20 protein-coding genes and 1 tRNA gene are annotated in these 22,564 nt (G+C 62.1%); 12 read left to right on the top strand and 9 right to left on the bottom strand.

Annotation, left to right across the window (positions count from 1 at the left end; genetic code table 11):
* Positions 1–15 precede the first annotated feature (15 nt).
* The 8 genes from AXK11_RS08000 (at position 16) to AXK11_RS09880 (ending at position 7,411) form a co-directional block, all read left to right on the top strand.
* Positions 16–549, top strand: a complete 534-nt coding sequence (locus AXK11_RS08000; protein WP_068631053.1) for a DUF3341 domain-containing protein — start codon at positions 16–18, stop codon at positions 547–549.
* Positions 550–554: 5 nt separating this feature from the next.
* Entirely contained in the window at positions 555–1,208 is a 654-nt protein-coding gene (locus tag AXK11_RS07995; RefSeq protein ID WP_068631052.1) for a c-type cytochrome, read from the top strand.
* Positions 1,205–2,551: a hypothetical protein gene (locus AXK11_RS07990; RefSeq protein ID WP_068631050.1), complete on the top strand. Its 1,347-nt coding sequence runs from the start codon at positions 1,205–1,207 to the stop codon at positions 2,549–2,551. The genes AXK11_RS07995 and AXK11_RS07990 overlap by 4 nt, the downstream gene beginning before the upstream one ends.
* A complete protein-coding gene (locus AXK11_RS07985; RefSeq protein WP_231865809.1) occupies positions 2,544–2,987 on the top strand; it encodes a hypothetical protein in 444 nt (147 codons plus the stop codon). The genes AXK11_RS07990 and AXK11_RS07985 overlap by 8 nt, the downstream gene beginning before the upstream one ends.
* A gap of 84 nt (positions 2,988–3,071) precedes the next feature.
* On the top strand, positions 3,072–4,490 hold the full coding sequence (locus AXK11_RS07980) for a cbb3-type cytochrome c oxidase subunit I (protein ID WP_068631046.1): 1,419 nt from the start codon (positions 3,072–3,074) through the stop codon (positions 4,488–4,490).
* A complete protein-coding gene (locus AXK11_RS07975; protein WP_068631045.1) occupies positions 4,487–5,122 on the top strand; it encodes a cbb3-type cytochrome c oxidase subunit II in 636 nt (211 codons plus the stop codon). The genes AXK11_RS07980 and AXK11_RS07975 overlap by 4 nt, the downstream gene beginning before the upstream one ends.
* On the top strand, positions 5,122–5,793 hold the full coding sequence (locus AXK11_RS07970) for a c-type cytochrome (protein WP_068631043.1): 672 nt from the start codon (positions 5,122–5,124) through the stop codon (positions 5,791–5,793). The genes AXK11_RS07975 and AXK11_RS07970 overlap by 1 nt, the downstream gene beginning before the upstream one ends.
* A 475-nt stretch (positions 5,794–6,268) precedes the next feature.
* Positions 6,269–7,411, top strand: a complete 1,143-nt coding sequence (locus AXK11_RS09880; protein ID WP_156469270.1) for a hypothetical protein — start codon at positions 6,269–6,271, stop codon at positions 7,409–7,411.
* 337 nt (positions 7,412–7,748) lie between these two features.
* On the opposite strand, the gene speA is transcribed toward AXK11_RS09880, so the two are convergent.
* Complete coding sequence (speA, locus tag AXK11_RS07965) at positions 7,749–9,704, bottom strand: biosynthetic arginine decarboxylase (RefSeq protein ID WP_068631041.1); 1,956 nt, start codon at positions 9,702–9,704, stop codon at positions 7,749–7,751.
* 171 nt (positions 9,705–9,875) lie between these two features.
* Here speA and yajC point away from each other — a divergent pair, with 171 nt between their 5' ends.
* From yajC to AXK11_RS07945, 4 genes are all read left to right on the top strand, one after another.
* Complete coding sequence (yajC, locus tag AXK11_RS07960; RefSeq protein ID WP_197456850.1) at positions 9,876–10,202, top strand: preprotein translocase subunit YajC; 327 nt, start codon at positions 9,876–9,878, stop codon at positions 10,200–10,202.
* 100 nt (positions 10,203–10,302) lie between these two features.
* A complete protein-coding gene (locus tag AXK11_RS07955) occupies positions 10,303–12,852 on the top strand; it encodes a protein translocase subunit SecDF (protein WP_068631037.1) in 2,550 nt (849 codons plus the stop codon).
* A gap of 26 nt (positions 12,853–12,878) precedes the next feature.
* The gene (locus tag AXK11_RS07950; protein WP_068631034.1) at positions 12,879–14,702 is read left to right on the top strand and encodes a single-stranded-DNA-specific exonuclease RecJ; all 1,824 of its coding nucleotides are present in this window, start codon (positions 12,879–12,881) and stop codon (positions 14,700–14,702) included.
* Positions 14,703–14,808: 106 nt separating this feature from the next.
* Positions 14,809–14,885: transfer RNA gene (locus AXK11_RS07945), tRNA-Arg, on the top strand.
* 212 nt (positions 14,886–15,097) lie between these two features.
* On the opposite strand, the gene AXK11_RS07940 is transcribed toward AXK11_RS07945, so the two are convergent.
* The 8 genes from AXK11_RS07940 to AXK11_RS07905 form a co-directional block, all read right to left on the bottom strand.
* A complete protein-coding gene (locus AXK11_RS07940) occupies positions 15,098–15,496 on the bottom strand; it encodes a type II toxin-antitoxin system death-on-curing family toxin (RefSeq protein WP_068631032.1) in 399 nt (132 codons plus the stop codon).
* A complete protein-coding gene (locus tag AXK11_RS07935; RefSeq protein ID WP_068631030.1) occupies positions 15,493–15,729 on the bottom strand; it encodes a hypothetical protein in 237 nt (78 codons plus the stop codon). The genes AXK11_RS07940 and AXK11_RS07935 overlap by 4 nt, the downstream gene beginning before the upstream one ends.
* 164 nt (positions 15,730–15,893) lie before the next feature.
* Complete coding sequence (locus AXK11_RS07930) at positions 15,894–16,910, bottom strand: Atu2307/SP_0267 family LLM class monooxygenase (RefSeq protein ID WP_068631028.1); 1,017 nt, start codon at positions 16,908–16,910, stop codon at positions 15,894–15,896.
* A gap of 48 nt (positions 16,911–16,958) precedes the next feature.
* A complete protein-coding gene (gene trxB / locus AXK11_RS07925; RefSeq protein ID WP_068631026.1) occupies positions 16,959–17,915 on the bottom strand; it encodes a thioredoxin-disulfide reductase in 957 nt (318 codons plus the stop codon).
* Between the two features lie 301 nt (positions 17,916–18,216).
* Positions 18,217–19,614 carry a pyruvate dehydrogenase complex dihydrolipoamide acetyltransferase gene (locus AXK11_RS07920; RefSeq protein WP_068631024.1) on the bottom strand — a complete coding sequence of 466 codons (1,398 nt, stop codon included), beginning with the start codon at positions 19,612–19,614 and terminating at the stop codon, positions 18,217–18,219.
* 121 nt (positions 19,615–19,735) lie between these two features.
* On the bottom strand, positions 19,736–20,713 hold the full coding sequence (locus AXK11_RS07915; RefSeq protein ID WP_068631082.1) for an alpha-ketoacid dehydrogenase subunit beta: 978 nt from the start codon (positions 20,711–20,713) through the stop codon (positions 19,736–19,738).
* A gap of 85 nt (positions 20,714–20,798) precedes the next feature.
* Entirely contained in the window at positions 20,799–21,878 is a 1,080-nt protein-coding gene (gene pdhA, locus AXK11_RS07910; RefSeq protein WP_068631079.1) for a pyruvate dehydrogenase (acetyl-transferring) E1 component subunit alpha, read from the bottom strand.
* A 132-nt stretch (positions 21,879–22,010) separates the two neighbouring features.
* A complete protein-coding gene (locus tag AXK11_RS07905) occupies positions 22,011–22,532 on the bottom strand; it encodes an NUDIX hydrolase (protein ID WP_068631077.1) in 522 nt (173 codons plus the stop codon).
* Between the last annotated feature and the right edge of the window lie 32 nt (positions 22,533–22,564).

Here is a 22,564-nt window from a genome sequence, read left to right as displayed (position 1 = left end):
CTCCAACAACCGTCCATGTCTGAACAACCTTACGGCTTGATAGCGACCTTTGACACCGCAGCGGGGCTCTACCACGCGGCGGAGCAGGTGCGCGATGCCGGTTACAAAAACTGGGACTGCATCACCCCCTGTCCGGTGCACGGGCTAGATGGGGCGATGGGGCTGGGGCGCTCGCGCGTGCCGCGCATCTCGCTGTGCGGTGGCCTCATCGGCTTCACGACCGGCATGTCACTCATCTACTGGAGTGGCGCGGTGAACTATCCACTGATCGTCGGCGGCAAGCCACTTTTCAGCCCGATGTTCGCGTTTCCGGTCAGCTACGAGCTCACGATTCTGTTCACCGCCTTTGCGACGATCATCGGCATGTTCGTCCTCAATCGCCTGCCGCGCCACTACCACCCCGTCCTCAAGGACGACGTGATCCTGCGCGGGCTGGATGATAAATTCCTCATCGTCATCGAAACGCGCGACCCGAGTTTCGATGCGATCCACACCCGCGCGCTGCTCGAAAACATCGGCGGCACCGACATCAAGGAGCTGGAGGCCTAACCCCTATGCGCAACGTCTACCTGGTCACTGCGCTCGCCGTCGTCCTCGTCGTCTCGATCCTCGGGCTGCGCGGCACGGTCTTTACGGCTCCGCCGATGGATGTATTCCCCGAGTGGGCCTTCCCCGGGATGAAGCGCCAGTCGAAGTACAAGCCGCAGGCGCAGAGCAAGTTCTTCGCCGATGGGCGGGCCGACCGCCCGCTGCCCGCTGGTGTCGTGGCGGCCAACTACGGCCCGCTCGGCCGCCCGCTCCAGAGCGACTCGCACTTGCTGACGGGCAAGCTGGCCGACGGCTCGTTTGCGCGCGGCTTTCCTGAGTCGATCGAGGTGAACCACCAGTTCCTCGCGCACGGTCGCGAGCGTTACTCGATCTACTGCGCGCCTTGCCACGGCGCCCTCGGTGATGGCAACGGCATCACCAAATCCTACGGCATGGGCGCGACGCCGACTTATCACGACGAGCGACTGCGCGAGATCGCCGAAGGCGAGATCCTCAACACCATCCTCCACGGCAAGGGCAACATGCTCTCCTACGCCGATAAGCTCACGATTGAAGAGAGCTGGGCGGTCATCGCCTACGTGCGCGCCTTGCAGCTCGCCCACAACGGAAGTCCGGCTGACGTGCCCGCCGCCCACAAACCTGCCCTTGGTCTCAAATGAGTAGCCACACCGCCACCACTGCTTCCTCTGCGAGCTGGCCCGCGAGCGCCAGCGAGGCTGCCGCACCTGCGACTGCGGCTTCCGCTGCCGCCGTGGCGACTCCCGCGACTTCCTCGACTCAGGCGGGCGCGTCAAAAGCACTCGTAATCGGGCTCGCCGGCATCGCGGCGACGGCGCTTGGGCTCCTCATTTCGCCGCCCAAAACGGTCGCGCTCGCTTGGCTGATCGGCGTCTCGTTCTGGACGGCGATTGCCATCGGGATGCTGCTGCTCGTCCTCATCCACCACATTTTTGACGCATCGTGGTCGGTCGTGCTGCGCCGCCAGTTTGAGCACGGGCTCGCGAGCTTCAAGTGGCTGGCACTGCTCTTTGTGCCGCTGCTCGTCGTGACCTGGCTGAAGCCCGGGTTTATCTGGGACTGGACGAACCTCGCCTCACCGCTGCATGGCGGACACGGCACCGTGGGCGAGGACGTGCTCTACATCAAGAAAGCGGGCTTCCTCAACACGACGATGCTCACGGCGATGTCGGCCGGCTTTTTCCTCATCTGGATGTGGCTCTCGGCCCGCCTGCGCAAAGCGTCCTTTTCCCAGGACGGCGATGGCGATGTGGCGTGGACGACGATGAACCGCACGACCGCCGCCTTTGGCATTCCGCTGGTGGCCCTCTCGCTCACGGGCGCAGCCATCTACTGGATGAAGAGTCTGGAGTACCACTGGTTTTCGACGATGTACGGCGTGTGGTTTTTCGCCAACTGCGCGCGCGGGGCGCTCTCGATTGGCATCCTCCTCACGCTCTGGCTGTCTGCGCGCGGCGATTACCGGGGTATTTTAAACAAGAACCACCTGCACAGCATCGGGCAGCTCATGCTGGCCTTCACGGTGTTCTGGGCCTACGTGACTTTCTCGCAGTACTTCCTGATCTGGAATGCGAACGTGCCGGAGGAGACCTTCTGGTACAACTTGCGCGAGATCAACAACAGCGACGGCCAGCCCAACCAGTGGAAGTGGGTCGGCATGCTGTTGCTCTTCGGCCACTTCCTCGCGCCTTTCCTCGCGCTGCTTTCCTATCGCTTCAAGGTCACGCCGCACATCATCAAGCGGATCGCCTGCTGGATCCTCGCGATCATCCTCGTTGACCTGTGCTACAACGTCTTGCCCGCGCTCAAAGACGCGCACGGCGACCCCGAGCCCTTCCTCTCGCTCACGCTGCTGTGGGTGCTGACGGCGGTCGTCGGCGTCGGCGGCGTTTGCGCCTGGGCTTACCTCAAGAGCTTTCCCACTGCCAAACTCATCCCGATCCGCGATCCGCGCATCGGCGAGTGCCTGACACACCATGAGTAACGCTTCTTCTGCTAACGTGATTTCTAGCGCATCGGCTGCTGCCGCGAACGCAGGTTCTGCTGTGGCTACCGAGCATGCGGATGTCGCTACTGCTCGGCACGGGCCAACGAGCCCGTGCCCAATAAAAGGGTCTGCGACCCTCCTCGCGGTGGTCGGCTGCTTCGCGCTGTTCCTGCTCCTCGTCTCGCTCGCGTACTTGCCCAAGAAGCCGGGCAAAGAGCGCGGCCCTTACGATGAAGACGGCATCCGCACGCCCGCCGAGCGGCTCGAAAAACTCGCCGAGCTGCGCGCCAACGAGGCCGCCGCCGCGCATTCCTACGCCTGGCTCGACCAGTCGGCGGGCCAGGTCCAGCTCCCTATCGAGCGCGCGATGGAGCTCATCGTCCAACGCCACTCTGCCAGGCAGCAGCCGCGCGCGAGCGACGCGCAGAACTGACCGGCTGCTTCCCGCGCGTCCTTCCGCCTCTCGGTTTTCCCGCTGCCTCCCGGCTGTCCCTCTTTTTCCCCCACGCACACTTAAATGACCACCTTTTCCAGTCCGGCATCCGCTGAAGTGAGCGAGATCGATCGCTCCGCCCGCTGGCCGCTCGCCTTCCTGATTTTCGCGAGTCTCGGCTGGCTCGTGGCGAGTGGTGTCCTCGCGCTGCTCAATACCCTGCAAATCCTCAACCCCGCCTTTCTCGCCGATTGCGAGTGGCTGACCTTTGGCCGCCTGCAGGCGATTCAGGAGAGCGCCTTTCTCTACGGCTGGGCGGTTAATGCCGCGCTCGCGGTCGGGCTCTGGATTCTCGTGCGCCTGAGCGCCGCCCCTTTGCGCGGGGGGAACTTTGTGGCGGTCGGCGCGGTATTCTGGAGCCTCGGTCTCCTGCTCGGGCTGGTCGGCATTGCGACTGGCCACATGAGCTCCTTTGCGCTGTTCCAGCTGCCCGCCTACATTCAGCCGCTGATGCTCGCCGCCTTTGCCGCGATGGCTGCGCCGGGTGTGCTCGCTTGGACGGGCCGCCGCGAGCGGGCGACCTTCGCCAGCCAGTGGTACATCGTCGCCGCGCTGTTCCTGTTTCCGTGGGCCTTTTCCGTGGCGCAAGTGATGCTGCTTTTCGCTCCCGTGCGCGGCGTCCTTCAGCCGATTATCGCGACTTGGTATGGGCAGAATTTCCTCAGCCTTTTCCTCGGGCCAGTCGCGGTCGCCGCGCTCTACTACCTGTTGCCGAAAATCAAAGGCCAGGTGCTCCCCGCCTACGACTTTGCACCTTACGGATTTTGGGCGCTGCTGATCTTCTCCAGTTGGATGGGCGGGCGCCACTTGATCGGCGGGCCGGTGCCGGTGTGGCTGCCGACTGTCGCGATTGCCGCGGCTTCGATGGCGCTGATTCACCACATCGTCATCGGGCTGAATCTCCGCAGCCTCTTCGCGCCCGGGGCGAGCCTCGTACTCAAGTTTGCTGCGGCAGGCTTCGCGGCCTACCTGCTCGCCGGCCTCGTCGATGCGGTGTTCTCGATGCGCGGGGTAGCCCTCATCACGCACTTCACCTATTTCGAGCAGGCGCAGCTCCAGCTCTTCCTCGCGGCGTTTTCGCTGATCATTTTTGCGGCGATTTACTACCTCGGCCCGCGGCTTTTGGGCGTGGCCTGGCCTTCGACGACGCTGATCCGCGCGCACTTCCTCGCCTCGCTGATCGGCTTTCCCGTGCTCGTGCTCGTCCTCGCGCTGGCGGGCTGGCGGCAGGGCCTTGAGCTTCTGGATGCCGAGATCAGCCTGCGCGCGATTGCCGCGCACACGCGGCCCTGGCTGCAAGTCGCTGCTGCCGCGCAGGCCTTGCTCCTCTTTGGAAACCTCACGCTCTTCGCCCACTTCGCGCGGCTGCTCTGCGCCCAGCGCAGCGGTGAGTCGCTCGCACAATTTCGCCAGCCTCAGGCACTGGAGGCCACTGCGTCATGAAAAATAGTGCTGTATTTTTTCTGGGACTTTTTGCGGTCTTCGCCCTGTCGTGGGCGGGCGTCGTTCTCGGCACGCATGGGCAGCTCGGTGAGCTCGCTCCGCACTTCGACGAGATGGAGGAGAAGGCCTTTCCGCTGCGCCAAAGCGGCCTCGCTGCGCGCGGCCAGCAAGTCTTTCAGGACCTCGGCTGCATCGCCTGCCACACGCAACAAGTGCGCCGCCCCGACTACGGCAGCGACAAGGCGCGCGGCTGGGGCGAGCGCCAGAGCGTCGCCCGCGATTACATTTACCAGGCACGCCCGCTCCTCGGGAGCAACCGCGCCGGGCCCGACCTCGCCAACTACGGTGCGCGCGCCGCGGAGAAGGAGATGACCGAGGCCGACATGCTGGTAGAGCTCTACAACGGCGGCGACGAACGCCCGCCACACCGCTTTCTCTTTGAGTTGCGCAAGATCGTCGGCGAGCCCTCGCCCAAGGCCCTGCACGGCGTCGCGCCTGAAGGCTACGAGCTCGTCCCCACCGAGCGCGCCGAAAACTTGATCGCTTACCTCTTGAGCCTGAAGCAGACCTACCAATTTGCCGAAGCCCGCCCCTACGAAGGCGACGGCGAGACCGAGGGAGGAGCCGAGTAATGAGTGACCAGAACCCCCTCCACAACGACGACCCGCGACTGGAGCAGGCCGCCGCGACTGACGAGAGCCTGATCCGCGCGCACGACAAGGCCAGCGCGGGCGCGCCCGACCTGCACGCCGCCTACCGGCTGCTGCCGCTTGCGCTGCTCTTCATCTTTAGCGGGCTGATTTTTTATGGCGGCACTTACCTGAACCGCTATTCCGCCCATTTCAGCGGCGAAGTGTTTGACGAGCGCCAGCTCCCCGGCGGCGAAGTGCAAGTTGCGCAAGTTGACCCCATCGCCTTGGGGAAACGCCAATACACGCTCGCCTGCGTGACTTGCCACATGCCCAACGGTCAGGGGCTGCCCACGGTTTATCCCTCGCTCGTGGACTCGGAGTGGGTCAACGGCTCCGAAGAACGCCTCATCCGCATCGTCCTCCACGGCCTCAAAGGCCCGGTGACGGTGAAGGGCGAAACCTTTAACGCCGCCGCCATGCCCGCCTTTGGGCAAGTGCCGACCAGCGGCTACAACTGGAGTGATGAACGCATCGCCGCTGTCCTGACTTACATCCGCCAGGAGTGGGGCAACGAAGCCGCACCAATCGAGACGGCAACCGTCGCCGCCATCCGCTCCCAGATCCCCGCCCGCACCGAGTGGAGCGAAGCCGAACTGCTCGCAATTCCGTAAGGTTGCGGCTCCCCTGCGCGCAGCGGCCCGATAAACGGATCAAGGACGAGCCGCCAGCGAGCGGCTCGCAAGATGAGAGGGTCGAAGACCCCTGCGCGGGGGGCGGTGGCGGGGCGCCACGTGCCATTGAATTTGCGATTTTGTCTGGGCGCTTCGCGCCCAGACAAAATCGCAAATTTAACGGGCCATCTCCCTGTTGCTTCGCAACAGGTGAGGAATCCCAAAGCGCGAATGAAGCGGGAAACCCATTTGGGCGCGGCGAAACGATTTGCCGGTGAATTGTTTCACCCACAGCCCCCGGGAGCACTCATAGCTTCTTAAGTTGAAAAATACTCCGTAAAAGGGAGCATTTTTTTAGTACGAAGGTAGAAGAGTAGCTCCCTATTTCTTCTACGCAGTTTACGAAGCTTGGTTTTATTTCTGATAGAAGATAAGAGGAGGGGGCTTTGGGGGTGTATCTAGGAAAGATAAATGAGTGGAATCTTTTTTCGATAAAGTAGAAAGGAAAGATTATGGAGTTGATATGATACATTTTCGCCTTATCTTTCTTGTAGCCCTTTTATTCGGTTTTCTATTTCCTTTTGAAGGAAATAGTTCATCGGTAAGCGGTAGTGTAAGTAGCTATAATATAAATAGTTATGATGGGGTGGATGCGGATTTTTCTCATCTACAAGAACAGGGTATTATTGTTACAGGTCGGAGAGATGTCAGCGGCAGCTTTGATCAAGTAACTCTTTTACCTGGCTCTGTTGCAAATATAAAAGGCAGTCTGGTTGTTGGAAAGGGTGGGATTCACTCCCCCTCGAGTGATGGTGTGTTCATTAATGGAGGTGTGTTGACCTCTAGTGTGGGGATGATAGATATTCACTTGACGGGCTCTCACCCCAGCGCGACGACTTACGTGACTGCTGCAATTACTGACTATCAGGGGAGGAAAGTAGGATTTCGTGTAGGTGGTAAGGTGTCAGGTACTTCTCCCGTGGGGCCTTATGGCTGTGTATATATCCAGGGAGGTGGGCATTCGTTTACAGGAGATGTGATAATCAAGGGGAGGAATGAAATAGCTTTTGATGCCATTGGTGTAGTGGCTAGGGGGAATATTTATATAAATGATGGTGGGTGGCTTTATATCCGTAATAGTGGCCAGATATCAAGTAGCTCCATGGTTACATTAAATAATGGGGCCTTTGCCTTTCATCCTAATGTACGTCTGGCGCTGGTGGAGAAATTTCACCGTTTGGTTGTTAATGAACGAGGCTATATTAATTTTCATTATAAGCCGAACCTGCACAAGGGTAGAAGTCTATATCTAGACGACTTGATGATTTCTAATAGGAGTGAGCTGGTTATAGGAGATTGGGTAAGTGGAGCGACAAAGCTTCTTGTACGTAAGGATAGTGAGCACCTCGCCGATGCCTTGGGTAAGATAAAGTTTGGTCATATCAAAGGCGGTGGAGTCGCAAAAGTCAGAGAATACAATAACGAGTACTGGGAAATCTTTGCGATGGTGCCCGAGCCAGCGACTTATGGGGCGATTTTGGCGACGGTTGGGCTTGGACTCGTGTTTTGGAAAAAATGCAGGAGTGGAAAGCCGAATCCAAGGGAGGATATAAATTGATTGAGACAGAGGTGACAACAAGGAGACCACGCTTAAAAGTTACGTGCCATTCGCGTTTACTGTCTCACCTCCTGTCGCAATGCGACAGGGGGATGATCTTTTAGTTTGCGATTTTGTTTGGGCGCGAAGCGCGCGGACAAGATCGCAAATTCAATGGCACGTGGCGCCCCGCCACCGCCCCGCGCGGGGTTAAAGACCCTTTCATTTTGCGGCGCACTCGTTGGTGCGCCGTCGGCTTCGACTGCGCGGCTCGCCCTCCCGCCTAGCCGCGCGTCAGTCGTGGACGGGATAACCCTCTGGAGCGAGTGACGCGGTTGCTCGGAGGGGCACGTGGTGGTTAGCATTTCTTCTTCTTTTGGTTCTGCTTGGTGGGGGTGTTGGGGATGCCGAGGTAGGTTTTGTTGCGCATCTGGCGTTCGTAGAGTTCGAGTAGCCGGATGCCTTCGCGGGGTTTTATGAGGTCTTTGCGGGTGGCGGCGTCGATTTGCCGTTTCATCCGGCGGCACAGGTCGGCTTGCTGATACTGGACATCGTCCAGAACTTCGCCGACGGGGCTGCCGCTGATGCTGTCTTCGATGTAGAAGCCGTCTTCTTCGTCGTCTTCCAGAAAGACGTGCACCTCGTTCACACGGCCGAAGAGGTTGTGCATGTCGCCCATGATGTCCTGGTAGGCGCCGGTGAGGAAGATGCCGAGGTAGTAGGGTTTGTTGCCGAGCGGGTGCAGGGGCACGTAGTCCTGCACATCTTGCAGGTCGATGAAGCGGCTGATCTTGCCGTCGGAGTCGCAGGTGATGTCGACGAGGATGGCGTCGACGCTGGGTTTTTCGTTGAGCCGGTGTAGCGGGGCGACCGGGAAGAGCTGGCCGAGTGCCCAGTGGTCGAGCAGCGACTGGAAGACCGAGAAGTTGCACACGTACTGGTCGGCGAGGAGCTTGCTCAGCTCGTGGAGCTCCTCGGGGACGTAGCCGCTGCGCCTGGTTTCCTTGGCGATCTGTTCGCAGATTTGCCAGTAGAGCTGCTCGGCGGCGGCGCGGTTTTCGAGGTCGAGGTAGCCGAGGTTGAAGAGCGAGAAGGCTTCCTCTTTTTTCTGAACGGCGTCGTGGAAGCGCTCCAGCTTTCCGAGGCGCGAGGGGTTCTGGAGGGTGGCTTCGAGGTTGGAGACGATGGTGTGCTTGTCCTTGGGCTGGTAGTGTTTGCCGAGGGATTCGCGTTTGTTGATGCGCTCGACGACTTCGACGACGAGGAGGGCGTGCGGGGCGACGACCGCGCGGCCGGACTCGCTCACGATGTCGGGTGGGGGCACCTCGGAGCCGGTGCAGATCTCGCGGATGTTTGAGACGATGTCGCGCGCGTACTCGGCCATCGTGTAGTTCATCGAGGACTCGAAGTTGGTGCGCGAGCCGTCGTAGTCGATGCCGAGGCCGCCGCCGACGTCGAGCAGGCCCATCGGGAAGCCCATTTTGTAGAGCTGGCAGTAGAAGCGGGAGGCTTCGGTGACGGCGTTTTTGATCGTGATGATGTTGGGGACTTGCGAGCCGATGTGGAAGTGCACGAGCCGCAGGCAGTCGGGGAGGCCGGCGGCCCTGAGCCGCTCGCAGGCGGAGAGGATCTCGGCGGTGTTGAGGCCAAACTTGGCGTTGTCTCCGGTAGAGGTGGCCCATTTGCCCTCGCCGCGGGTTTGCAGTTTGGCGCGAAAGCCGATGAGGGGCTGCACGCCGGTTTCGGCAGCGAGGGTGATGATGTCATCCAGCTCGCTGAGCTGCTCGACGACGATGATGACGGGCTTGCCGAGCTTGCGGCCGAGGAGTGCGAGCCGGATGTAGTCGAGGTCTTTGTAGCCGTTGCAGATGATGAGGCGTTTGCTGCCTTCGTGCATCGCGAGGGCGATCATGAGCTCGGGCCGCGAGCCGGCCTCCAGGCCGTAGTCGTAGTCGTGCCCGGCTTCGATGATTTCTTCGACGACCTCGCGCAGTTGGTTGACCTTGATGGGGAAGACGCCGCGGTAGCGCCCGGGGTAGTCTTCCTCCTTGATGGCCTTGGCGAAGACTTCGTTTAGCTGGGTGACGCGGTCGCGCAGCAGGTCCTGGAAGCGGATGACCATCGGGGCGGAGAGCCCCATGTCGCTGGCCTCGCGCACGACGTCGAGGATGCGGATTTTACGTTCGTCGCCCAGCGGGTGGACGGTGGCAAAGCCTTCGCTATCGACGGCGAAGTGGTCCCCGCCCCAGCGTTTGAAGCCGTAGAGCTCTTCGGATTTTGCGGCAGACCAATGGGCAGCGGATTTGCGTTTCAATTTATTTGAGGGCGTAGGGGGGGCGCTTGTAAGCGCGGAGTGAAAAAAAAGCCGCCGGCAAGGGCGGGCGAGTGAGGCTTTCAATCAGGTCTTAGGGCTTGCTATCGCTGGCGGCGGCTCCCTTAGATGCGCGGTTTCTTTTTCTAAAATCCACGACACGCAATGCCGAAAATGCCCCTCCTTTTTGATGCCTTTAATTTCCTCGCTCAAGCGGCGCCAGCACCGACTGGCGGGCTCCTCGGCGGTATGCTCCCGATCGTCCTGCTCTTTGCGGCAATGTACTTTCTGATGATCGCCCCGCAGCGCAAAAAGCAGAAGGCGCACGATGCGATGCTCAAGTCGCTGGCGAGTGGGGATGAGGTGGTGACGACCGGCGGGATCTACGGGCAGATCACCAATGTGAAGGACGACCGTTTCGTGCTGCGGATCGCGGACAACGTGAAGGTTGAGGTCGGCAAGAGCTTCATCAGCGCGCTGGCCCGCAAGGCCGGGGAGTGAGTGGCGGTCGCCCGGACCGTCTGATTTTTCGCGCCTGGCTGTTCGGCAAACCCCTGAGTGCCGAGCTGGCGCGCTTCCTTTTTTAACAAACAAACATCCCATGCTTAAGCGTAACCTCTGGAAGCTGAGCCTCAGCACGTTGATCGTGCTCTGGGCAGTCGCTTCGCTTTTCCCCCTCCAGGACCAGCCGTTTCCTGATTACATCAAGTCCAAGGCCAGTGCCGATACGGCGGCGTTTGCTGCGCTCGTCGATGAGGCCGAAGCGCGCGTGACGGCGGGCGACTCGCCGAGCGTTTTCATCGCGCTCAAGCAGTTGGGCAAGGAGCGCCAGCTCGACCTCGCCAAGCACTTCCCCAAGATCCGCTTCGAGGGCTCGCTGCGCAACGTCGAGCGCAAAAACGACATCCTGCTGAACGAGATGCTGCGGCGCTCGCGCAGCCCGCTGCAACTCGGGCTCGACCTGCGTGGCGGCGTGGCCTTCACGCTCGAAGTCGACGAGGCTGCCGCGTCTCACTTTGGCGAACACGAGCGCCGCGAGAAACTATCCAAGGCAATCGAGATTCTGGAGACCCGCATCGACGGGCTGGGCGTCGCCGAGCCGATCATCCGCCCGCTGGGTGACAACCGCATCGAGGTGCAGCTCCCGGGCGTCAACACCAAGGACAACCCCGAGGTCGTCGACAGCGTGAAGAAGCCTGCGCGGCTGGACTTCCGCCTCGTGCACCCGACGATCTCGCCGCAGGTCACCGCAATCGCCCCTCCGGGCTACGAGCGGATGAGCCTGGAGCAGGAGAGCCCGCGCGGTGAGCTCCTGCACGAAGAGCTCTACGTCAAGCGCATCCCCGAGATGACTGGCTCGGCGATTGCCAATGCCTTTGCGCGGCCCGACCTCTACGGAAAGCCCGAGATCATCCTGCAATTTACCAGCGAAGGGCGCAGCCGCTTCGCCGAAGTGACGCGCGAGATCGCCAACCTCGGCCGGCAGTCGGGCGTCCCGGGCCGCCTCGCAATCGTCCTCGACGGTCGCCTCTACTCGGCCCCGAGCGTGCGCGAAGAGATCGACAGCGAGAGCGCGCAGATCACCGGCAGCTTTAGCGAGCGCGAGGCACTCAACCTGGCCAACGTGCTCAACAACCCGCTCGACCTGCCGCTCATCATCAAGGAGCAGTACGAAGTCGGCCCCTCGCTCGCCGCCGATGCGATCACGAGCGCACAAAAAGCCTTCATCATCAGCACGGCGCTGACGGCGGGCTTCATCATCGTCTTCTACACGAGCGGCGGCCTGCTCGCCGTCATCGCGATGGCGAGCAACGTCCTCGTGATCCTCGGTGTGATGGCGAGTATCGGAGCGACGCTCTCGATGCCGGGAATCGCGGGCGTGGTGCTCACGATCGGCATGTCCGTGGACTCAAACATCCTGATTTTTGAGCGCATGCGCGAAGAGTTGCGCCTGGGCAAGTCGCTGCCTGCCGCGCTCGACGCGGGCTTCGAGAAAGCCTTTTCGGCGATTCTCGACGGAAACCTGACGACGCTCATTACGGCCATGATCATGGTTGCGCTCGGCACCGGGCCGGTGAAGGGCTTCGGCGTGACGCTCGCCATCGGCATCTTCGGCACGATGTTTGCCGCGCTCGTCGTCAGCCGCTTCCTGCTCGATTGGCTGATCAATGGCGTGAAGATCAAGTCGCTGAAGATGTTCAGCATTTTGGAAAACACGCGCTTCGACTTCCTCAAGTACACGCGCCCGGCCTTCATCCTCGCGACCTCGGTAGTCGTCATCGGCGCGGTGAGCGTCGCCTACAAGGGCAAGGATGTTTACGGCATCGACTTCACGGGCGGTGACCAGGTCGTGCTCGACTTTGACAAGAAACTGGAGCTCGCCCAAGTGCGCGACGTGGCGAGCCGCCTCGGCCTCGAGGACATCAACCTGAGCTACACGCAGGCAATCGGCGGCGATAACGAAGTGCTGCGTGTGACGACGCCCTTTGACCAGACCGCACCGCTGGTCGAGGCCCTGCAAGCCGCGCATCCGGATGCGGGGATCTCCGCGATTTCGGAAACGCGGATCGGCCCGAGCGTCGGCGCGGAGATCCAGCGCAACGCGCTGTGGGCGATCTTCTGGTCGCTGCTCCTGATCCTCGCGTACATCGCCTTCCGCTTCGAGTTCGGCTACGGCATCGGAGCGGTCGTTTCCACCGTCTACGACATCGTGGTGACGGTGGGGGTATTCGTCCTCTTTGGCCGACAGTTTAACGCGGCGATGGTCGCGGCGATTCTGCTCGTAGCGGGCTACTCGATCAACGACACGATCGTGGTCTTCGACCGCATCCGCGAAGAGTTGAAGCTCAATCCGGCGAGCACGCTGCGCGACATCATCAACCGCTCGCTCAACCTCACGCTCTCGCGCACCATCATCACGGGTGGCACGACCTTGATTACGGCGATTGTCCTCTTCGTGGTGACGAGCGGCGTGGTAAACGACATCGCCTTTACGCTGCTGATCGGTGTGCTCACCGGCACCTTCTCTTCGCTCTTCATCGCCAGCCCCGTGTTCTACTGGTGGCACAAGGGCGACCGGAAGCACGTCGAGAAACACCACGACATCGCGCCGAAATACGAGTGGGCGGGGTCCAGCAAAGCATCGGAGTAAAAACGCCCTAACGGGAAAATTTCCAGATGCGCTGGACCTATACGCCGCCCTCGGCCGGCCAGGTCGAAGCGCTAAGCTCACTCGCAGGAGTCCGCCCTGTGATCGCGGAGCTGCTGCTGCGTCACAGCCTCGCTGACCGCGAGGCGGCTTCCCGATTTTTGCATCCGCGGCTCGCCGCGCTCGCCGATCCATTTGCGGTGCCCCACCTAAAGGCCGCCGCGCAGCGACTGCTCCGGGCGATTAACGGGCGCGAGCAAGTCGTCGTACTCGGTGACTACGATGTGGATGGCGTGAGCAGTACTACGCTCCTTGTCGGGTTCTTGCGCCGCTTCGGGCTTGCGCCGCGCTTCATTGTGCCGCGCCGCGCGGAGGATGGCTACGGACTTTCGATGAGTGCGATTGAGCGCGCGCTGGAGGGCGGGCTGCCTGCGCTGCTTGTGGCACTGGATTGTGGCACCAATTCTTACGACGAAATCTCCTCTCTTCTGGAGCGTGGCGTGGATGTGCTTGTGGTGGATCACCACCGCCTGCGCGAAGAGGAGGCGGCCTCGCAGGAGACTGCCCACGCCAGCGCGGCGGCAGCGGTAGTACCGGCGGCGCCAGAGTCTGGCGCCGAAGCCGAGCTATCGGGGCGCCCGCGCAGCATCCTCGTTAACCCACATATTCAGGTCGATGCGGGCCAGCTCGACGAAAGCTACCGCAACTTTTGCACCGTCGGCCTCGTGTTTAAACTCGCGCACGGCCTGCTGAAACTGCTGCGCGAGCAAGGCCATCCGCTCGCCAGTCAAGTGCGGCTGCGTGACGAACTCGACCTGGTGGCGCTGGGCACGGTGGCCGATCTCGTGCCGCTCCTCGGGGAGAACCGGATTTTTGCCAAACACGGCCTCAAAATCATCGAGGAAACCCGACGCCCGGGCCTGCGCGCCCTGATGGAGGTCGCGGGTCTTCCGCGCGGCCAACCGCTCACTCCGGTAGATATTTCGTTTCGGCTCGGCCCGAGGATCAACGCCAGCGGGCGCCTCGCCGATGCCTCGCTCTCGGTCGAGTTGCTCCTGAGCGAGGATCCGGTTTTTGCAGAGGCGACCGCGCAGCAGCTCGACCAGTTTAACCGCGAACGTCAGGAAATTGAGCGGCAGATCACCGAAGAAGCCGAGCGGATGATCGAGGCCGACTACGCGCAAGATCAGGGAATCGTGCTGTACTCCGAGAAGTGGCACCCGGGCGTGGTGGGGATCGTCGCGGGCCGCGTCACCCGCAAATACAACCGCCCTTGTGTGGTGCTCGGTAACGACGGCGAGCTCGCCAAAGGATCGGGCCGCAGCGTCACGGGGGTGAATCTGGTTGAAGTCCTGGCCGATTGCGCGGCACATCTCGAAAGCTGGGGCGGGCACCCAATGGCTGTCGGCGTGGCCCTCGACAAGCAGCGACTCACCGCCTTTCGGGAGAACTTTGCGAAAGCCGTTCGCGCCCACGCGGGTGCGGATGCCTCTGAAGCCGAGCTGGCGATCTCCGCCTGGATCGAGCCCGAGGAAATCGGCGAGGCCTTTATGGCCGAGTTCGGCGCGCTTCATCCCTTCGGCCAGGGAAACCCTGAGCCCGTTTTTGGCGTGCGTGGTGTGCGGCTCGCCCAAGCGCCAGCCGTGTTTAAAGACCTGCACTTCCGCTTCCAGTTGGCTGATCGAAATGGCCGCCGCCTTTACGGTGTGGCCTGGAAAATGGCCGACCGGCTGCCGCCGACCGGCGCGCGCCTCGACCTCGCGCTGAAGCTGAGCTGGAACTACTTTCGCGAGCGCAAGCTCCTCCAGCTCGAACTCATCGACTGGCACTTGAGCGAGGCCGCACCCGAGTGAATCGTGGACTCGCGAACGCGGGTCGCTGCGCTCGGGAGTGAGATTTCTCAAAATTCGCGCTTGCGGTCGAGCCCACTCGCTTGCTTCCTCTGCGCCTCCTTTTCACGCACCCGTAGCTCAATTGGATAGAGCGTCTGACTACGGATCAGAAGGTTTGGGGTTCGACTCCCTACGGGTGCGCCATTCTCAGAGGGAGGGGGTGGGGATCGTACAGGCAGAATGCAGACAGAGGAGGGCGGAGAATGGGCGTGGGCGCGGTAGTTTGGAGCCGGCCTTCGATCAGTGCGCCGTTTCAGCAATCCAGAAAAAAGCCCGAGAGGCTTTGTCGGGCCTTCGGGCTATCGGACTGTGGGGAGAAATCGGGGAAAAACCGGAACTGGGAGGGCTGCGCAAAACTAGAGCGAGCGCACCCGCTCGCGCAGCCACTGTGCAAATGCGTCTTCGCTCATTTCCCCCGCTGCCAGCGCGAGCATGGCGGCAATGGCTTCGGCTTCATTGAGGGAAAACTCATACCCGTTCGTTTCAAGAAACAGAATCGCGGCAAGCCAGGCTGCACGCTTGTTGCCATCCACAAAGGGGTGGTTTCGTGCAATGCCAAACGCATAGGCTGCTGCGAGTGCACAGGCATCGGGAACTTCGTAGGCCGCGAGATTTTTAGGACGGGCGATTGCACTGTCCAGTGCACTGGCGTCGCGCAGACCATCAAGCCAGCCATGCCCGTTAATCTGCTCGTCGTTGATGGCACAGACGACCTGAACCTCTAACCATATCCAGGATTGGTTTGGGGAGGTCATTTTGCGAGTGCGTCGAATACAGCGGCATGCTCGCGCAGTATTTTTTTTGCGATGGCGAGTTGGCGGCGACGTTCGGGCGTCAACAGAACACCGCGATAGTGAGTGGGCGGCTCTTGGGCGGCCTTTTCCTCAATCGCTTCGGCGAGAAATGCGGGCAGGTCGAGCGCGTGTTTTTCAGCGCCTTGCTGTGCGAGAGTAGCAATGTCCTCCGGTAGTTCGATTGTGGTGCTCATGATTGGAGAGGGCGTTTTTTGGCACTCGGGAAATCGAGTGCCACTTGGTGCAGACTGTTGCAACTTTCTGGGGCGTCAAGTGAGCCAGTCGGCGGGGGCAAATGCCGACCAGGAGGCGGGAAGACGGCACTGAGCAACGCGTTTTGGCGACTGCGGTCGCGTGTCTACAAATCCCGCAGCAGCGGGGCGACCTTGGTGCCGAGCAGCTCGATTGAGCGCATGATCTGCGCGTGGCTGAGCGCGCGGTTGTCGAGGAGCAGGTTTACGCGCGCGATGCCGCCGAGCCATTCGTGCTCCTTGGCGAGCTTCTCGGTAATGGCTTCGGCACTGCCGACTTGCAGTGCACCGAGCTCGCCGCACTGCGCGTCGAACTGCGGACGAGAAGGCGGAGCCCAGCCGCGTTCGCGCCCGATCCCGCCAAAGACTTCGCGATACGCCGGCCAAAACGTGTCGAGCGCTTCCTGAGTCGTATCGGCCAGAAAACCGAGGTTGTGAACCACAACGATGGCGTCATTTGGTGCACGCCCGACCTCGGACCAAGTCTGCCGGTAAAGGTCGGCGAGCGGGCGAAACTGTTTGGGCGAGCCGCCGATGATTGCGATTGCGAGAGGCAGCCCGAGCTTCGCGGCGCGAACGACTGAGTCGGGGCTGCCCCCTACGCCCACGAAGATGGGCAGCGGCTGCTGCAAGGGCCGCGGGTAGACACCTTGTCCGGTGAGCGGCGCGCGGTGCTGGCCGCTCCAGGTGACGTGCTCGCTCGCCCGGATTTTGAGCAGCAGCTCCAGCTTCTCGCCCGCCAGTGATTCGTAGTCGCTGAGGTCGTAACCAAACAGCGGGTACGACTCGATGAACGAGCCGCGCCCGACCATCAGTTCGGCACGTCCTTGGGAGATGAGGTCGAGCGTGGCGAATTGCTGAAACACCCGCACCGGATCGTCGGAGCTCAACACGGTGACGGCGCTGCTGAGCCGGATGTGCTTCGTGCGCGTCGCGGCTGCCGCGAGCAGGACTGCGGGCGCGCTGGAGACGTAGTCGGGCCGGTGGTGCTCGCCGATGCCGAAGCAACTGAGCCCGACTTGATCGGCCAGCTCGATCTCTTCGAGCAGCTCCTGGACGCGCCGGGCATCACCCACTGCGCCGCGTTTCCCGGTAGAGACAAAGCTATCTACGCCGATTTGCATGCGCGCTACGGGTAGTGCGCATGCCGATCTTCGCAACGCAGACCTATATCAGCCTTCGGCCTCGGCCAGCCAGCGCTCCGCGTCGATTGCAGCCTGGCAACCCATCCCTGCGGCGGTGACCGCCTGGCGGTAAATGTGGTCGGAGCAATCGCCCGCGACGTAAACTCCGGGCACCTTGGTGCGCACCTGGGAGCCGGGGAGGGTTTTGAAGTAGCCGCTCTCATCGACCTCGATTGCACCAGCGAAGGCCTGGCTGTTGGGCACGTGGCCGATGGCAACGAAAACGCCTTTGACTGGGAGTACGGAGCTTTCGCCAGTTTTGAGATTCTGGAGCTTTAGCCCGCTGACGATGCCGGATTCGTCGCCGAGCACTTCGGTCGGCACGGTGTCCCAGATCATTGTGATCTTTTCGCGGGAAGTGGCGCGGTCGGCCATGATCTTCGAGGCGCGGAGCGTGTCGCGCCGGTGGATCAAGAATACCTGGCTCGCGAAGCGCGTCAGGAAGAGCGCTTCCTCCGCTGCGCTGTCGCCGCCACCGATGACGGCGACGGGCATCCCGCGGTAGAACGCGCCGTCGCAAGTCGCGCAGGTCGTCACGCCCTTGCCGCCGTAAAATTCCTTTTCGCCCGGGATCCCCGTCATGCGCGGCGAGGCACCGGTCGCGATGATGACGCTCTTGGCGAGGATCGTACGCTCGCTCGTGCCTTCGCCGATGTAGAGTTCGCGCGGCATTTTGGAGAAATCGACGTGGCTCACCTGCGCTTGCTCAAAGCGGGTGCCAAAGCGCGCCGCCTGCTCACGCATGTTTTGGGTGAGCTGGAACCCATCGACCCCTTGAGGAAACCCGGGGTAGTTCTCGACCTCGCTCGTGGTGGTGAGCTGCCCGCCGGGCTGCATGCCTTCGAGGACGAGCGGGTTGAGGCTCGCACGAGCTGCATAAATCGCCGCGGTGAGACCCGCGCAACCCGTACCGATGATGACGACATTTTCGACGCTGGGAGACATATGCCCGCCACGCTTAACACGCGCCCTCACTTCGCAAGAGGGACTTCACCCCTTTTTTAGGGCGATTGCCGACTCTCCACCCAAGTGCCCGCCCGCTTGAGGCACCCGCCAACGCCAACAGGAAAAGGCCACGCGTGGCCCGTCGCCATCAGTAAGCTGACGAACAGGATGACCGACTTGATAGGTAGGACCTACACCGATGGTTTTGAACTGCCCAAAGTATCTGGCAGTGCGCGGCGCTTCTAGCTCAACGTCTGGAAGGGGCAGCGTGCTCATGAGTCCGAGTGGGTATGAGCTATCCTCAAAGTAGCAAGAGGGCGGGGGTCTCGAGGTGGGCTTTGACGGCGTTGAGGAATTGGGCGGCGAGGGCGCCATCCACGACGCGGTGGTCGCAGGAGAGCGTGAGTACCATCCGCTCGCCGATAGTGATCTGGTCTTTCACCACGACGGGTTTTTTGACGGTGGTGCCGACGGCGAGGATGGCGGCGTTGGGCGGGTTGATGATCGCGCTGAAGCGGGTGATGCCCATCATGCCGAGGTTGCTCACGCAGAAGGTGCCGCCGGTGAATTCCGCCGGGGCGAGTTTCTTGGACTTGGCGCGCTTGGCGAGGTCTTTGGCTTCGGCGCTGATTTCAAAGACGCTTTTGCGGTCGGTGTCTTTGATCACGGGGGTGATGAGCCCGTCGTCAATCGCCACGGCAAAGGAGACGTGAGTCGCGCCGTGCGAGACGATGCCCGCATCGCTCCAGGAGCTGTTGACCTGGGGGACGGCGCGCAGGGCCAGCGCACTGGCTTTCAGGATGAGGTCGTTTACCGAGAGGCGCACGCCGTCGTTGCCGAGGCCTGCGTTGAGCTGCTCGCGCAGGGCGCCGAGCGGTGCGGCATCGACTTCGATCTCCAGGTAAAAGTGCGGGAACTGGGTTTTCGATTCGACGAGCCGCTTGGCGATCGTGGCGCGCATGTTGGACAGGGGCGCGGTGCCGGGCGCCTGGATGGCGGACTTGTCGAGCGCGGAGCGCCAGGCCCAGGTGGGCTTCGCGGGGCGGCCCGAGCCGCCTGCGGCTTTGCCTCCCGAGGCAGCTCCCGCAGCGGGCGAGAGAAGTGCCGGATTTTCGAGGGCGGCCAAAATATCGGCACGGACGATGCGTCCGCCGGGGCCGCTGCCTTTTACACGGCTGGGATCAATGCCTTTTTCCGCAGCGAGTTTTTTGGCCAGCGGGGAGATTTTTACGCGGCCAGCAGGAGCGTTTGTTCCAGTGCCTGCCGGTGTCGGTACAGTAGCAGCGATCGCAGGTACGACGGGCGCGCTGGGTGCGGTGGGCGTGACTGGCGTCGGCGCAATGGAGGCTGCCGCAGGAGCGGGTGCCGCCGCGGCGGCCGGAGCGCCAGCAGCGGGCTTGGCGGCTTCGTTTTCGCCGGCGGCCACGGGCGATTTCTTCGCGGGGGCTTCGACCTTTTCGCCTTTCTCGCCGATGGCGCAGAGTGGGGCGCCGATTTCGACCTGTGCTCCAGCTTCGGCGAAGATCTTGAGGAGCGTGCCGTCGAAGAAGCACTCAAGCTCCATGGTGGCTTTGTCGGTTTCGACTTCGGCCAGCATGTCGCCGTTGGCGACGGTATCGCCTTCTTTTTTGAGCCATTTGACCAGCGTGCCCACGGTCATGGTGTCGCTGAGTTTGGGCATTTCGATGATGTCGGCCATTGGGAGAGTTTCTGGTTAAATGGTTGGAGCGAGAGTTCGAGGCGAACACCGCTTCAAGTGAGTGGCTGGGAAGCTGCGCCGTTGTTGTGAGGGTGGGGCGCGGAAGCGGGGTTGCGAGGCTCTACTCCATCGCATCCAGCGCGGCTGCGATGATGCGCTGTGGGTTGGGCAGTTGCTCGACTTCGAGCGGCGGGCTGTAGATGGCGGGCGCGTCGATTGTGGAAAGGCGCTTGATGGGCGCGTCGAGCTCGTCGAAAGCGTCGCGCTGGATCATGTAGGCGAGCTGGGTAGCGACGCTGCAAAAGGGCTTTTGCTCCTCGACGATAAGGACGCGGTGAGTCTTGGCGACGGAGGCGAGGACGGTGTCGATGTCGAGCGGCCGGATGGAGCGCAGGTCTACGATTTCGACGTCGATATCGTGCTCGGCGGAGAGCGTCTCGGCGGCCTTGAGCGAGTGCAGGACGCTGCGCCCATAGGTGATGATGCTCAGGTCGCTGCCGCTGCGTTTCACATCGGCTTGGCCGAGCGGGATCAGGTACTCGCCTTCGGGGACTTCGCCTTTTTCGCCGTAGAGGATCGTGCTCTCAAGGAACATGACCGGATCGTTGTCGCGGATCGCGGATTTGAGCAGGCCCTTTGCGTCGTAGGGCGTGGAGGGCACGACGACTTTTACGCCGGGGTGGTTGGCGAGGATGTTTTCGGGCGTGTGCGAGTGGGTCGCGCCGACGTTGGTGCCGCCGTTTGCCGGGCCGCGGATGACGATGGGGCAGTTAATGAGCCCGCCGGACATGTAGCGGACGTTGGCGGCGTTATTGAGGATCTGGTCAAAGGCGACCGAGTAAAAACTCCAGAACATGAGCTCCATGACGGGGCGCAGGCCGAGCATTGAGGCGCCGACGCCCATGCCGATGAAGCCCGCCTCGGAGATGGGAGTGTCGACGATGCGCCTGGGGCCGAAGCGCTCCAGCAAGCCCTCGGAGACTTTGTAGGAGCCGTTGAACTGGCCGACTTCCTCGCCGAGGAGGACGACGGCTTCGTCGCGCTCGATTTCTTCGGCCAGGGCGTGGCGGACAGCTTCGCGATAAGTGATGGTGGGCACGGGCGGAAAAAGGAGAACTGGGGGTTGGACCTGCGTGTCGTGAGCGAGTGTGTGCGTGGTGGCGGGTAGCGGGCTCGCGTTTGCTTTAATCAAAGAAGAGGCGCCCGCCGGAGGTGCGCTGCGACGGGTTGTCGGCCTCCCAATATACGTCGCGTTGGATGTCCTCAATGGTGGGCCAGGGGCTCGCCTCGGAAAACGCGACGGCGGCCTCGGCTTCGCTGCGCGCTTCGTCATTGATTTTCTTGATGAGGGCTTCGTCCAGAATCCCTGCGGTGAGGAGCTGGTTTTGGAAATTCTGGATCGGGTCCTTGGTCTGCCGGTAGGCTTCGATCTCCTCCTTGGTGCGGTAGGTGTTGTCGGGGTCGGCGACGGAGTGGCCGCGGTAGCGATAGGTGCGGATCTCGATAATCGCGGGGGCGGAGGTCTCGCGGGCGCGGCGCAGGTACTTATCCATCGTGGCGCGCACGGCGTAGAGGTCGTGCCCGTCGCAGGCGTCCCAGGCCATGTCGTAGCCCTCGGCGCGTTTGGCGAGCTGCCCGGCGGAGCTGCGTTCCTGGCTGGTGCCCATCGAGTAGCCGTTGTTTTCGATAACGAAAATGATCGGCAGCTGCCAGAGCGCGGCGAGGTTGTAGGCTTCGTGGACGGCGCCCTGATTGACCGCGCCGTCGCCCATGAAGGCCATCGCGGCGCCGTGCAGGCCTTTGTATTTGATCGCGTAGGCGAGGCCGGTGCCGAGTGGGATTTGCCCGCCGACGATGCCGTGGCCGCCCCAGTAGTTTCGATCCGGCGCGAAGTAGTGCATCGAGCCGCCCTTGCCCTTCGAGCAGCCAGTGGCCTTGCCGTAGAGCTCGGCCATCAGCTCGTTCATCCCCATGCCGACGGCGAGCGCGTGGCCGTGATCGCGGTAGGCCGTGATGACGTGGTCGTCCTTGCCCATCAGCGAACAGCAACCGACCGCGACCGCCTCCTGGCCGATGTACAGGTGCAGGAAACCGCCGATCTTCTTGGCCTGATAGGCGCGCAAGCTGCGCTCCTCAAAACGGCGGATGCGCACCATCGTGCGGAATAGCTCAACTCGCTCTTCGCTCGTGAGCGCCTGGTTTACTGCTACGGAGGCGAAGTCAGTCTCGGCAGTGGGCGTCTTGGCGTTCGTTTTTTTGCTCAAGGGGAGGAGTCGTTTCGGGTTAAAAGAGGGCGAGTTTTCGGTGGGGCTGCGGGAAATCAAGAGCGTTTATGTCAGAGGGCAGGCAGCGCGATCTCGCGTCGCCTTTGCGCGCGGCGTTTTGCGCGCGCGCTCTTACGCTGATCTGCCCGTGCCGGCTGCGGTGACCTGCTCAATTTCGATGGAAATGGGCGCACCCGGCGAGCAATCGGCGCGCAGCGCAACGAAGCCTTCGCGGTAGCGATCGTAGATCGGCCAGAGCGCCTTCCGGTCAGTTTCGGGAATGGGCAAGCCCTCAATCGCAGCGCGGCTAAAGAACCCAAACTGCCCCTCGCTGATCGCTGGCGGCAGCGCCTCGATAGGCCGCTTGCAGCGGAACAGAAACATCAGCCAGTGTGTGTCCCCCTCGTAGGCTTTTTCAGCGATCATCGCGAACAGGTGCAAGTCACCCGCGCCGATCTCGAAGCCCGTTTCCTCGCGCGTCTCGCGCACCGCACACTCGAAAGGCGATTCGCCGCTAGCCATTTCCAGCTTGCCGCCGATCGGGCTCCAGATGCCGAAGTTGGGCGGCTTGGCGCGCAAGATCAGCAGGTGCTCGCCGCGCGCATTTTCGAGAAAAACCAGGACAGAGATTTTGTAGGGCAAAGCAGGGGGCATGACAGCGTGCTGCCTCAAGCCCTCGCGAAAAG

The sequence above is a fragment of the Cephaloticoccus primus genome (assembly GCF_001580015.1).
Classification (GTDB): domain Bacteria; phylum Verrucomicrobiota; class Verrucomicrobiia; order Opitutales; family Opitutaceae; genus Cephaloticoccus; species Cephaloticoccus primus.
This window is presented reverse-complemented; position numbering and strand designations above follow the sequence as displayed.